Below are 13,144 nucleotides of genomic sequence, written 5' to 3' on the forward strand. Positions count from 1 at the left end.
AGGGCGCAGCGTGATTATTTATCGATGGTTACGATTCATCATGACCAAGCGTTCAAATAATTGAATGTCTTGTTCATTTTTTAGCAAAGCGCCATGTAGCGGTGGAATCACAATTTTTTCATCTGTGCTAAACAGGGCGTTAGCAGGAATGTCTTCTGCGAGCAATAGCTTTAACCAATCAATCAACTCTGAGGTTGAAGGTTTCTTTTTTAAACCAGGGAGCGAGCGAATTTGATAGAAAGACTTGAGCGCAGCATCTAGCAGATCCTCCTTGATGTGAGGGTGATGAACATCCACAATGCTTTGCATCGTTTGCGCATCTGGAAAGGAGATGTAATGAAAGAAGCAGCGGCGCAAAAATGCATCTGGTAGTTCTTTTTCATTATTGGATGTAATGATGACAAGAGGACGATGCTTTGCTTTAATTAGTTCTCTGGTTTCATAAACATAAAATTCCATCCGATCAATTTCACGCAGCAAGTCATTCGGAAATTCAATGTCTGCTTTATCGATTTCATCAATGAGCAATACGGTGGGTTCATCAGCTTCAAAGGCTTGCCATAAGACGCCCTTAACAATGTAGTTGCGAATATCTTTGACTTTTTCGTCACCCAACTGTGAGTCACGTAAGCGGCTAACAGCGTCATATTCGTATAAACCTTGTTGTGCTTTGGTTGTGGACTTGATGTGCCATTGCAACAGGGGCATGTTTAGTGCGCTAGCAACTTCCTCTGCCAACATCGTTTTTCCAGTACCAGGTTCACCCTTGATTAGAAGGGGGCGTTGCAATGCAATGGCGGCATTGACTGCTAATTTCAGATCTTCAGTAGCCACGTAGCTTTGGCTACCGTCAAAGCGACTTTGGGAATTGTCTAGCTGGGATGGTTTTTTTTGTGTCATAAAAAGGCGTTCAATAAGTCGTTCATTAAGCGCTCCAGTATAGGTAAAGGACGTTATTTTTTCAGTGTTTTCACTGATTTTGGGGATTGAAATGCCCAAACAATGGTTAAGAGGGCGTCTGTCCGCTATACTCTTCCCAAATTGATCTAAATCAAACTCATTTATAAATGATTGCTATGAAAAAAATCACTATTCTTATTCAGTTAACCCTATGTGTTGGCTTAGCTTTTGCTGGTTTTTCAGCCCAAGCTGAAGATGTCAAGGGCTCAGCTCAGGCTGGTAATGCCAAAGTTTGGCTTTGTACCGGCTGCCATTCCATCCCTGATTACCGTGCTGACTATCCACTGGTTTATAGAGTGCCTATGTTAGGTGGGCAAAATGCCGCCTATATCGCTAGCGCATTAGCCGCATATAAGAAGGGCGAAAGAAAGCATCCAACAATGCGTTCAATTGCCGCCAGCCTATCTGACCAGGATATGGCTGATCTAGGCGAATACTATGCTGCGCAAACAGCCAGCTCACCTAACAACCCATTGAAGTGATAGAGGTACGTTTATGAAATTTGCACTTGTTTCCGCACTTTTGTTAGCCACTGTTGGCTCAGTAAACCTAGTCAATGCTGCTAGCGCAGATAAAGGCCAAGCCATAGTTGAAAAGGCCAACTGTGCCTCTTGTCATGGTGCAGGCTTAAATGCACCTATTCTGCCTTCATACCCAAAGTTGGCTGGACAGTACCCTGACTATTTGTACTATGCCCTGAAGGCCTATCAAGTAGGCAATAGTAACGCTCAATATGGACGCAATAACGCCGTAATGTCATCCCAAGTTCAGGCATTTTCTGAAGCAGATCTGCGCGATATTGCTGCATATGTAGCTACGTTGCCAGGAAACTTCGTCATTAAAAAGTAAGCTGGCTATCTTCGTAAACAGGCTTAGACTAACACTCTAAGCCTTTGTTTTTTATGGGGTTTACTTTACTGCTTCAAGTCCTCGAGCGAGGTGTTTTCGCATAGCAGTTTCTGCAGCAAGTTCATCTCGTTTCAGTATAGCTCGGAGGATTTCACGGTGCTCAACTAAGGAGTTTTGCAGTCGTCCTGTACTGGTTAATGAGTCTCGGCGATGTAATTTCAAAACCTTTCTCAGATCAGCAATCACGCCATTCATCCAGCGATTTCCGGCAATTTCCTGTATTAAATCGTGAAATTTGCCATTAATTTCAAAGAATTGCTCTAAATCTCGATCTGCAGCAGCCTTTTCCAGGCGATGGTGAAGGTGATCCAAGAGATTTAATTGAGCTTCAGTAGCTTTGGTGGATGTTTCTTTGGCGGCTTGACCCTCTAGTAGGGATAGAATCGTAAAAATTTGCTCCAAATCGCGTCTATCTACTTCTGTTACGTAGGCGCCTCGCCGCATTTTGATCGTCACCAAGCCTTCTGACGCTAACACCTTAATGGCTTCTCGCATCGGGGTGCGACTAATTCCAAATTGGTCTGCAAGGCTTTGCTCGTCCAACCAGCTTCCGGATGGAAGTTGTTTGTTGAAAATTTTCTCACGTAGTCGGTCTGCTACGTCCTCATAAAGCGGTCTATTATTCAGTTTTGTATTCATAATTATGAATACATTAACTGGACAAATACTAAATTGTCAAGGAGAATAAGTACAAGTTTCGATGCAATGCAGCAAAACCAAATGGGAGTGCTTTGTGAGTTCAGAAAAGAAAAGTTCAGCTAATCAATCATGGCCATCAGTTCCAGATAGCAATCTGGAGGGTTGGAAAAAGTCTGCGCAAAAATCTGCGCCCAACGGAGATGTCGACAAGCTCGGCTGGAACACCCCTGACGGAATTCACCTAAAGGCTTTATACACATCGGAAGATACTGAAGGCTTGCAATACACCAATTCTTTGCCAGGTTTTGAGCCATTTGTGCGCGGCCCACAGGCAACGATGTATTCAGTACGCCCTTGGACTATTCGTCAATACGCTGGATTTTCAACTGCAGAAGAATCTAATGCCTTCTATCGAAAAGCTTTAGATGCAGGCGGTCAAGGCGTCTCTGTTGCATTTGACTTAGCCACGCATCGCGGCTATGACTCTGACCATCCTAGGGTTACTGGAGATGTTGGTAAAGCTGGCGTTGCTATCGACTCTATTGAAGATGTGAAAATTTTGTTCGATGGCATTCCATTGGATAAAGTATCGGTATCGATGACGATGAATGGCGCCGTCCTTCCGGTATTGGCTGGTTACATTGTGGCTGCTGAAGAGCAAGGCGTTAAGCAAGAGCTGCTGTCAGGAACTATTCAGAACGATATTCTGAAAGAGTTCATGGTGCGTAATACGTATATCTATCCACCAGAGCCCTCGATGCGGATTATTGGTGACATCATTGAGTACACCGCTAAGTACATGCCAAAATTTAACTCGATTTCAATTTCTGGTTATCACATTCAAGAAGCTGGCGCCAATCAAGTATTAGAGCTTGCATTTACTCTGGCCGACGGCAAAGAGTACGTCAAAACCGCTTTAGCAAAAGGCCTGGATGTCGATGGTTTTGCTGGTCGACTGTCATTCTTCTTTGCAATTGGTATGAATTTCTATCTTGAAGTTGCCAAGTTGCGTGCTGCCCGCCTCTTGTGGTGGCGCATTATGAAATCCTTCGAGCCTAAGAATCCAAAATCCTTGATGTTGCGCACCCATTGCCAAACTTCTGGCTGGTCGCTTACGGAGCAAGACCCCTATAACAATGTTGTCAGAACTACTGTCGAGGCGATGGCTGCCGTGTTTGGTGGTACACAATCCTTGCATACCAATTCTTTTGATGAGGCAATTGCTTTGCCCTCTGAATTCTCAAGTCGGATTGCTCGAAACACGCAATTGATATTACAAGAAGAAACGCATATTACTAGCGTAATTGACCCTTGGGCTGGTTCTTACATGATGGAAAACCTGACGCAAGAAATGGCCGATAAAGCCTGGGAAATTATTCAAGAAGTAGATGCCATGGGTGGAATGACGAAAGCCGTTGAGAGTGGGTGGGCTAAGTTGAGGATCGAAGCGGCAGCGGCTGAAAAGCAAGCCAAGATTGATTCTGGCTCTGATGTGATTGTGGGTGTTAACAAATATAAGTTAGCAAAAGAAGATCTGGTCGATGTATTGATGATTGATAACGACAAAGTTCGTGAAAGTCAGGTTGCGCGTCTTAAAGAAATAAAAGCGAAGCGCGATAGTAAAAAAGTAGAGGCTGCATTAGAGGCGTTAACTAAGGCTGCGGCAGACAATACAGGTAATTTACTGGAATTGGCTGTGAATGCGATTCGTTTACGCGCTACCGTGGGTGAGGTATCTGATGCATTAGAGAAGGTTTACGGGCGCCATCGCGCCGATACTCAAAAGGTGACTGGTGTGTACGCTGCCGCTTATGATTCTGCTGAAGGTTGGGAAAAACTCAAGGTTGAAATTGCAGATTTTGCAAAAGACTTTGGTCGCCGTCCTCGTGTGATGATTGCAAAATTAGGTCAGGACGGTCATGATCGCGGAGCAAAGGTGGTTGCTACAGCATTTGCTGACTTAGGTTTTGACGTTGATATTGGACCCTTATTCCAAACCCCTGAGGAGTGTGCGCGACAAGCGATTGAAAATGATGTACATGCCTTGGGAATCTCAACACTAGCAGCGGGTCATAAAACATTAGTGCCAGCAATCATTGCTGAATTGAAAAAACAGGGTTCAGATGACATCATTGTTTTCGTGGGTGGAGTGATACCAAGACAAGATTATGAATTCCTATACGAAGCAGGGGTCAAGGGAATTTATGGTCCAGGAACCCCTATACCTGCTTCAGCAAAGGATGTCCTGGAGCAAATTCGCAAGTCTGCAAAGCCTAACTAAGCCGGAACCAGAAGCATGCTTACTGCTGCCGACCAGGCTTTGATCAATGATCTTGTGGGTCCACCGTCGCTCTTGCAGCGTCGTGCGCTCGCGAAGATTATTACCTTGCTTGAGTCAACGCGCATGGACCATCGTCAGCGTGCAGATGATGTGCTCAATACTTTACTTCCGAAAACAGGCAAATCTTTTCGAATTGGAATTTCGGGTGTACCCGGTGTTGGTAAATCTACCCTAATTGAAACCTTAGGGCTCTATCTAATAGATAAAGGACACCGTGTTGCCGTATTGGCGATTGATCCTTCCTCTAGTTTGTCTGGCGGCTCTATCTTGGGTGACAAGACTCGTATGGAGCGCTTATCAGTCTTAGAGAATGCCTTTATTCGCCCAAGCCCTTCATCACTCACCTTAGGTGGCGTAGCGGAAAAGACTCGCGAAGCCATGTTAGTGGCAGAAGCTGCAGGCTTTGATGTGGTAATTGTTGAAACAGTAGGTGTTGGTCAAAGTGAGATTGCAGTCTCGGGAATGACGGATATGTTTGTATTGCTTCAATTGCCAAATGCTGGCGATGATTTGCAGGCAATCAAAAAGGGTGTGATGGAGATTGCAGATTTAATTGTGATTAATAAGGTTGATATTGATCCTGATGCTGCCATGCGTGCACAACTATTTATAACCAGCTCATTACGACTGTTGGGTTTTCAAGGTAACCCAGATCATGCGTCTCATGATCAAGAATTTTGGCATCCAACAGTAATGACCTTAAGTGCCCTTGAAGGCAAAGGCGTTCCTGAGCTTTGGGACAAGGTGATGCATTTTCAAAAACTACAAAAAGCCAATAGCAAATTTGATGCACGGCGTAAACAGCAGGCTGGTGCATGGATGTGGGATCGTATCGATGCTGGTTTAAAAAATGCATTTCGTAGCAATACGGCGGTACAAGAGCTCTTGCCGAGTTTGAGTGCCCAAGTGAATCAAGGAACTATGGCAGCTTCAGTAGCCGCAAGACGGTTATTGGAGTCCATGGGGCATGAATTTTTCTAAGGAGCGGAAATGAAGGAAATCATTCAACAACTGGAAGCCAAGCGTGAGCTTGCCCGATTGGGTGGCGGACAGAAACGGATACAAGCACAGCACGCTAAAGGCAAGCTAACTGCGCGTGAGCGAATTGAGCTCCTGCTCGATGCTGGTACCTTTGAAGAATGGGATATGTTTGTTGAGCACCGTTGTCACGACTTTGGCATGGGTGACCAAACTGTTCCTGGCGATGGTGTCGTGACTGGTTATGGAATGATTAATGGTCGTTTAGTGTTTGTATTTTCACAAGACTTTACCGTGCTAGGCGGCTCCTTATCTGAGGCACATGCCGAAAAGATTTGCAAGATCATGGATCAAGCACTCAAGGTTGGCGCTCCAGTAATTGGATTAAATGACTCCGGTGGTGCGCGCATTCAAGAAGGCGTAGCTTCTTTAGGTGGCTATGCAGAAATTTTCCAACGCAATGTCACAGCCTCTGGCGTGATCCCCCAAATTTCACTCATTATGGGTCCATCAGCCGGTGGTGCTGTGTATTCACCAGCATTGACCGACTTCATCTTTATGGTGAAGGACAGCTCTTATATGTTCGTGACTGGTCCGGAAGTCGTCAAGACAGTAACCCATGAGGATGTCACTGCAGAAGAGTTGGGCGGTGCAGTAACCCACTCAACAGTCTCTGGCGTATGCGACCTGGCGTTTGATAATGATGTGGACGCAATCATGATGTTGCGTCGCTTCTTCAATTACTTACCCCTTTCGAATCGTGAAAAACCACCACTCATTAAGGGTGCAAATCGCACTGAGGAGCCGGATTTTTCTTTAGATACCTTAGTCCCATCTAATCCTAATCAGCCGTATGACATGAAAGAGTTGATTGAAAAGATTGTTGATGACGGTGAATTTTTTGAGTTGCAACCGGATTACGCTAAAAACATCGTTATTGGATTTGCTCGTATTGAAGGACGGTCCATTGGTATCGTCGCTAACCAACCATTAATTTTGGCTGGTTGCTTAGACATAAAGGCTTCAATTAAAGCGGCACGTTTTGTGCGCTTTTGTGATGCTTTTAATATACCAGTGGTGACGCTAGTGGATGTTCCTGGGTTTATGCCGGGCACCGCGCAGGAGTATGGCGGCATCATTAAGCATGGTGCGAAATTGCTTTATGCCTATGCAGATTGCACTGTGCCCAAGGTAACCTTGATTACCCGTAAAGCTTATGGAGGCGCGTATGACGTGATGGCCTCCAAGCATTTACGTGGCGATGTTAATTTTGCTTGGCCATCAGCAGAGATTGCTGTAATGGGGCCAAAGGGTGCCGTCGAAATTATCTTTCGAGAAGAAAAATCAGATCCAGAAAAAATCTACGCCCGCGAAGCTGAATACAAGGCTAAGTTTGCGAACCCCTTTGTGGCTGGACGTCGTGGCTATATTGATGACGTGATTCTCCCTCATGAAACTCGTAAACGTATTGCTCGCTCTTTAGCGATGTTGAAAGACAAAGATTTGAAGAATCCTGCGCGTAAACACGGCAATATTCCTCTGTAAAGGCGCTGATAAATTATGACTACGAAAATGTTTAAGAAAATTTTGATTGCTAACCGCGGTGAGATTGCTTGCCGTGTCATGAAAACTGCCAAGAAGATGGGCATTAAAACTGTTGCCGTCTATTCAGAGGCTGATAAGGAAGCGCGTCACGTTCAAATTGCTGATGAGGCAGTTTGTATTGGGCCTGCACCATCGCGCGAATCGTATTTGCTCATGGAGCGCATTATTCAGGCCTGTAAAGACACTGGTGCTGAAGCTGTGCATCCTGGATATGGCTTTTTATCTGAAAATGAGCAATTTGCTAAACGTTGCGAAGAAGAAGGCATTGTCTTTATTGGCCCAAAACACCAATCCATTGCTGCAATGGGCGATAAGATTGCTTCTAAGAAATTAGCTTTAGAAGCTAAGGTAAATACGATTCCTGGTCACAATGAAGCCATTGCGACAACGGAAGAAGCGGTCAAGATTGCTCAAGGTATTGGCTATCCCGTCATGATTAAGGCTTCGGCCGGTGGTGGCGGCAAAGGCTTGCGAGTAGCGTTTAATGATAAGGAGGCTGCCGAAGGATTTGTGGCCTGCAAAACCGAAGCAATGAATAGCTTTGGTGATGACCGCATTTTTATTGAGAAGTTTGTAGAAGGGCCACGCCATATTGAGATTCAGGTGTTGGGTGATTCTCATGGCAATGTGGTCTACCTTAATGAGCGTGATTGCTCTATACAACGGCGTCACCAAAAAGTAATCGAAGAGGCGCCATCGCCTTTTATTGATCCTGATACTCGTAAGGCTATGGGGGAACAGGCAGTTGCTCTTGCGAAAGCAGTGGATTATCAATCAGCCGGTACGGTGGAGTTTGTGGTTGGCAAGGATAAGTCTTTCTACTTCCTCGAGATGAACACTCGTTTGCAAGTTGAACATCCAGTGACTGAAAGTATTACTGGGCTTGATCTTGTAGAACAAATGATTCGGGTTGCAGCCGGCGAGAAGCTGGCCTTTAAGCAAGAGGATGTCAAGTTAGACGGTTGGTCGATGGAGTGTCGTATCAATGCAGATGATCCGTTTCGTAACTTTTTGCCCTCGACTGGTCGCTTGGTCAAATATCGTCCGCCAGAATCCATTAATGGGGTGCGTGTAGATACCGGTGTATATGAGGGTGGTGAGATCCCGATGTACTACGACTCTATGATTGCAAAACTCATCGTGCATGGCAAGGATCGTACTGAGGCGATTGAGAAAATGCGTTCAGCATTGAATGATTTCGTCATTCGTGGCATCCATTCAAACATTCCTTTCCAGGCAGCCTTATTGCAGCATCCCCGTTTTGTGAATGGAGACTTCACGACAGGATTTATTGCTGAAGAGTATCCAGATGGATTCAAAAAAGATTCAGTGCAACCTGCAGATCCCAAGCGTTTGGCAGCATTGGCTGCATTCATGCGCTACCGTTATCTTGAGCACATCAAAATGATTGATGGCCAATTAGCCGGCCATGAAATGATCATCGCGAAGAAGTTTGTGGTGGTGACCGGCAAAAAAACCGGATCCATGAAAGATCCACTTGAAGTACCTATTCGCGTAGAACTCAAAGATGGGATCTATTCCGTATACATCGATGAGGCCGACGGCGTTAGCCGATATGACATTGTGAGTGATTGGCGTCCAGGTCAAATTTGCTTGAAAGCCACCATCAACGGTACCCATAAAATTACCGCCCAAGTTGAACGTCGTGGTGTGAGGTTTGTTTTAGTGCTTGATGGAGCGCATTTTGAGTGTATGGTGCTGAGTCCCTTGGGTGCAGAGCTCCAGCGTCGCATGCCAGTCAAGTTGCCGCCAGATACTTCTAAATTAGTCATGTCTCCTATGCCAGGACTGTTGACTAAGGTTGCTGTCAACGTTGGCGAGGCAGTCACTGCTGGTCAGAAGCTGGCATCGATTGAGGCCATGAAGATGGAGAACACCTTATCGGCTATGCAAGACGGTATCGTTGCGGAAATTTGCGCCAAAGAGGGTGATAGCTTGGCAGTAGATCAATTGATTATTCGTTTTGAATAAGGGGGAGTGATGACGGCAACTAAAAAACCATTCAAAATTCTCGGAATTCAGCAAATCGCGATTGGTGGCCAGGATAAAAATCGACTCAAGAAACTTTGGGTTGATTTGCTGGGCTTCCAGTACAAGAGTACTTTTGTTTCTGAACGTGAAAACGTGGATGAAGATATCTGCGCCATTGGATCGGGCGCTCATGAGATTGAGGTGGATCTCATGCAACCACTGGATATGGAGAGGAAGCCCGCAGTTCATCAGACTCCTTTAAATCATATTGGCCTCTGGGTTGATGATTTGCCCAAAGCAGTAGAGTGGCTCTCCGCCAATGGTCTGCGATTTGCTCCTGGCGGTATTCGTGCCGGCGCAGGCGGTTTTGACATCACCTTTGTCCACCCAAAGGGTAATGAGGAGTTTCCATTTAGCGGTGAGGGTGTATTAATTGAGTTGGTGCAGGCACCTCCTGAAGTGATTGCAGGATTAAGTTCATAATGAGGTCTTGTATTTAATCTAAAAGAGTTTCCATTGACCCGTATATTAGCCATCGATACCTCCTCAGCGTGGTGTTCGGTGGCTTTATCTTTAGGTGATGAGCCACCATTCATAAAGCATGAGCCGGTATCGGCTGGGGCTAGTCAACTCCTGCTTCCTTGGGTTAACGAATTATTCACTCAAGCCAAGATATCCCTTCAAGACTTAGATGCGATTGCTATCGGCGTCGGTCCTGGCGCATTCACTGGCGTTCGTTTGGGCGTAGCTGCTGTTCAAGGTCTTGCGATTGCTACGCAAATACCAGTGATACCTGTTGCCTCTCTTGATGCGATAGCTTTTCAACTAGTTCACACCGATCAATTTATATCTGCTAGCCCAAAAAATTTCATCGTAGCAATAGATGCCCGCATGGATGAAACTTATTGGGCTCGCTATCAAGTCTGTGATGGTGCGATTCCAAACCGTCTTGGTGAAATCCGTTTATCAAAACCAGAGGCCATTGAACTAGATGGAGTGGAGTATGTTGCTGGGAGTGCGTTAAAAGAATTTGGCGACCGTTTATTCTCAAGGATCAAATCCATGATTCCTAAATCTCATCTAGAGCCAGATATTAGTATCAGTGCCTTGGGGATATTAGAGTTCGCTAAGTTCCAATGGATCAGTGGTCGTCAGATTGATGTGCATCTTCTTGAGCCTCTGTATATCCGCAATAAAGTAGCATTGACGACACTCGAGCGCCTTGAAAATCTAGAATCTGGTTCCCCCAATGTCTGAGCATGAGGATGTCCCAACGGAAGGTGTATCGGAGCTCTCTTTTTTGCCGATGCAGGCAGTAGACTTAGAGGCTGTTTTGGCTATTGAGGCTGTTTCACATCTTCATCCGTGGACCAGAGGTAACTTTGCTGATTCTCTGGCTGCTGGACATTGGGCCTACTGCATCCGCCCGCAGGTAGATCAGGCTATCAAGGGGTCATTCCTAGATCCAGATGTCCTCTGGGCATATTGCATTCTCTTTCCGGCTGTAGATGAGTTGCATTTACTTAATATTACGGTGTCGCCAAAATTGCGAAAATTGGGGCTTGGAGCCAGGATGATGGCGGCAATTGAGGGTGTTGCAGCCCAACAAAATATACCCAGAATATTGTTGGAGGTACGCCCAACAAATACAGGCGCACTCAATTTGTATCAAAAGCTGGGTTACGAACAAATTGGAATACGCAAAAACTACTATCCAGCTAACGAGCAGACAGGCGCCCGAGAAGATGCGCTGGTAATGGCTAAATCGATTAAGCTAGGATAATGAGCAATATGCATTCAAGCTTCCTAAAAGAAATGGGTATCACGGAATGGACCTCTCGCGATCATGCGGGTGCGAGCGCGCAAGCCCCTAGCGAATTATCTGTTAATGCAGCTATCCCAGAGGGCTCCGAGTCCTTAGGCGATGCAACCACTCCTCAAAGATTTCATTGGTGGTTTTTTGGTGATCAACCTCAAGGCGATGCTCAGATCTTGTTTCAGAACATAATTCGTCTCTTAGGTTTAACCGCATCCGAATGGACTTGGTTAAAACCTACGGATCTAGCTAAGGTCCTTCAAGCATCCGATGCAAACATTCCTGTAGTTGCTATGGCTTTTGGATCGGCGGCAGTTCAAAAAATTACAGGTGAACGTGATTCAGTGCCGCAATTACGCGAAACTGTTTTAGCAATGAGTGGTGATGGCAACGAAGAAATTCCTGTGTTAGCCTCATTCGAATTGACCCATTTTTTATCAAAACCTAAAGACAAAGCGCTTCTTTGGCAGGATCTATTGCTAGCCAAATCGGTACTGCTTAATATTTAAAAGCTTTTGAAGTTAATGCTTATGTTCACCGATGAGGTGCATAGAGTCATATTCCGCTTGGTTCCGGGCGTGACGCTTAATTACTAGCCACATAATCGCACTGACTGCTAGACCAAATCCAATGATCACAAATTGAATTGGGGCATCGAGCCAAATGAGTAGCGAATATACCAACAGCATTGTGAGTACAGAAATGTTTTCATTAAAGTTCTGGACAGCAATCGAATGACCTGCTGACATGAGGACGTGTCCTCGATGTTGTAAGAGCGCATTCATCGGAACGACGAAATATCCAGCTAACCATCCTACGAGGATTAACAAGAAATAGGCAGGCAGTAAATTTAAGGACACTTCTAATTTGCCAATGGTCATCAGTGTGGTGTTTGGCAGCATGTCAGAGTTGTAGATTGCTAAGATGCAAACTACAAAACCCATGGCAACGCCGTAAGGCAACACTCTTAGTGAATGTCTTAAAGGTATGCGCCAGGCTGCCCACATTGCGCCGCCAGCAACGCCAACCGCAGAAATCGCTTGCAATATGGCGCCTTGCGAAAGATTCATATGCAGGGCTACTTGTGCCCACTTAATGACGATAAATTGCAAGGTTGCACCTGCGCCCCAAAATAAGGTGGTTACAGCTAGCGAGATTTGTCCAAGGCGATCATTCCAAAGTGTTTTGAAGCAGACGGAGAAGTCCTTAATGAGCTCAATCGGGTTGGTTTTTTGAGATACGTAACGCGCCCCGGTGTCTGGAATCTTTAAGTTAATCAGCGCCGCAACAACATAAATCATCATGATGATGAGGATGGCCGACTCAGCCGGTGTATCAATGCCTGTGTCTAGGGTTGGCATGTCCCAAGCCAATAAGCTTTTAGAAACGGTGCTGCTGATCAAGACTCCACCCAGCACCGTTCCTAAAATAATAGAGCTCACAGTAAGACCTTCAATCCAGCCATTGGCAGCAACTAATTTCTCTGGAGGTAGTAGTTCGGTCAAGATGCCATACTTGGCTGGTGAATAAGCTGCTGCACCCAAGCCGACGATGGCATAGGACATCAAGGGGTGAACGCTAAAGAGCATGGCAACACACCCAATAAACTTAATGGTGTTGGTAATAAACATGACATTCCCTTTAGGGCGGGAATCCGCAAAGGCGCCAACAAAGGCTGCCAGCAGCACATAAGATAATACGAAGAACAATTTGAGTAGCGGCGTCATCCAGGCCGGAGCATTAAGCTGGACCAAAAGGGCTATAGCCGCAATCAGGAGGGCGTTATCAGCAAGCGACGAAAAAAATTGCGCCGCCATAATGATGTAAAAACTACGGTTCATTCGTACAATCTAGTCATTACTGCAATTAAAGCATGAAAGGAGGGGTGAATATGGGTAGTCAAG

General features: G+C 45.5%; 13 protein-coding genes. 10 read left to right on the forward strand and 3 right to left on the reverse strand.

What is annotated here, in order from left to right; translation table 11 throughout:
* Positions 1 to 18: 18 nt before the first annotated feature.
* The gene (locus ICN47_RS10065; protein ID WP_216219810.1) at positions 19 to 900 is read right to left on the reverse strand and encodes a MoxR family ATPase; all 882 of its coding nucleotides are present in this window, start codon (positions 898 to 900) and stop codon (positions 19 to 21) included.
* Positions 901 to 1,076: 176 nt separating this feature from the next.
* Here ICN47_RS10065 and ICN47_RS10070 point away from each other — a divergent pair, with 176 nt between their 5' ends.
* On the forward strand, positions 1,077 to 1,442 hold the full coding sequence (locus ICN47_RS10070; RefSeq protein WP_216219811.1) for a cytochrome c: 366 nt from the start codon (positions 1,077 to 1,079) through the stop codon (positions 1,440 to 1,442).
* Positions 1,443 to 1,455: 13 nt separating this feature from the next.
* Positions 1,456 to 1,809: a cytochrome c gene (locus ICN47_RS10075; RefSeq protein ID WP_216219812.1), complete on the forward strand. Its 354-nt coding sequence runs from the start codon at positions 1,456 to 1,458 to the stop codon at positions 1,807 to 1,809.
* Between the two features lie 60 nt (positions 1,810 to 1,869).
* Here ICN47_RS10075 and ICN47_RS10080 read toward each other — a convergent pair whose 3' ends face one another.
* The gene (locus ICN47_RS10080; protein WP_216219813.1) at positions 1,870 to 2,508 is read right to left on the reverse strand and encodes a GntR family transcriptional regulator; all 639 of its coding nucleotides are present in this window, start codon (positions 2,506 to 2,508) and stop codon (positions 1,870 to 1,872) included.
* A gap of 61 nt (positions 2,509 to 2,569) precedes the next feature.
* On the opposite strand from ICN47_RS10080, the gene scpA reads away from it, so the two are divergent.
* The 8 genes from scpA to ICN47_RS10120 are packed head-to-tail and all read left to right on the forward strand — an operon-like array spanning position 2,570 to position 11,749.
* A complete protein-coding gene (gene scpA / locus ICN47_RS10085) occupies positions 2,570 to 4,789 on the forward strand; it encodes a methylmalonyl-CoA mutase (RefSeq protein ID WP_216219814.1) in 2,220 nt (739 codons plus the stop codon).
* A gap of 15 nt (positions 4,790 to 4,804) precedes the next feature.
* The gene (gene meaB, locus ICN47_RS10090) at positions 4,805 to 5,830 is read left to right on the forward strand and encodes a methylmalonyl Co-A mutase-associated GTPase MeaB (protein ID WP_216219815.1); all 1,026 of its coding nucleotides are present in this window, start codon (positions 4,805 to 4,807) and stop codon (positions 5,828 to 5,830) included.
* A gap of 9 nt (positions 5,831 to 5,839) precedes the next feature.
* On the forward strand, positions 5,840 to 7,372 hold the full coding sequence (locus ICN47_RS10095) for an acyl-CoA carboxylase subunit beta (protein WP_216219816.1): 1,533 nt from the start codon (positions 5,840 to 5,842) through the stop codon (positions 7,370 to 7,372).
* Positions 7,373 to 7,399: 27 nt separating this feature from the next.
* Positions 7,400 to 9,424 (forward strand): acetyl-CoA carboxylase biotin carboxylase subunit, encoded by a 2,025-nt coding sequence (gene accC, locus ICN47_RS10100; protein WP_216219890.1) that lies wholly within the window; start codon positions 7,400 to 7,402, stop codon positions 9,422 to 9,424.
* A gap of 9 nt (positions 9,425 to 9,433) precedes the next feature.
* Entirely contained in the window at positions 9,434 to 9,907 is a 474-nt protein-coding gene (locus ICN47_RS10105; protein ID WP_216219817.1) for a VOC family protein, read from the forward strand.
* 33 nt (positions 9,908 to 9,940) lie between these two features.
* A complete protein-coding gene (gene tsaB, locus ICN47_RS10110) occupies positions 9,941 to 10,681 on the forward strand; it encodes a tRNA (adenosine(37)-N6)-threonylcarbamoyltransferase complex dimerization subunit type 1 TsaB (RefSeq protein ID WP_216862654.1) in 741 nt (246 codons plus the stop codon).
* Positions 10,674 to 11,207 (forward strand): ribosomal protein S18-alanine N-acetyltransferase, encoded by a 534-nt coding sequence (rimI, locus tag ICN47_RS10115; protein WP_216219818.1) that lies wholly within the window; start codon positions 10,674 to 10,676, stop codon positions 11,205 to 11,207. The genes tsaB and rimI overlap by 8 nt, the downstream gene beginning before the upstream one ends.
* A gap of 8 nt (positions 11,208 to 11,215) precedes the next feature.
* Complete coding sequence (locus ICN47_RS10120; protein WP_255538996.1) at positions 11,216 to 11,749, forward strand: DNA polymerase III subunit psi; 534 nt, start codon at positions 11,216 to 11,218, stop codon at positions 11,747 to 11,749.
* 12 nt (positions 11,750 to 11,761) lie between these two features.
* On the opposite strand, the gene lplT is transcribed toward ICN47_RS10120, so the two are convergent.
* A complete protein-coding gene (gene lplT, locus ICN47_RS10125) occupies positions 11,762 to 13,081 on the reverse strand; it encodes a lysophospholipid transporter LplT (RefSeq protein ID WP_216219820.1) in 1,320 nt (439 codons plus the stop codon).
* Between the last annotated feature and the right edge of the window lie 63 nt (positions 13,082 to 13,144).

It is taken from the genome of Polynucleobacter sp. AP-Latsch-80-C2 (genome assembly GCF_018882185.1).
GTDB lineage: Bacteria > Pseudomonadota > Gammaproteobacteria > Burkholderiales > Burkholderiaceae > Polynucleobacter.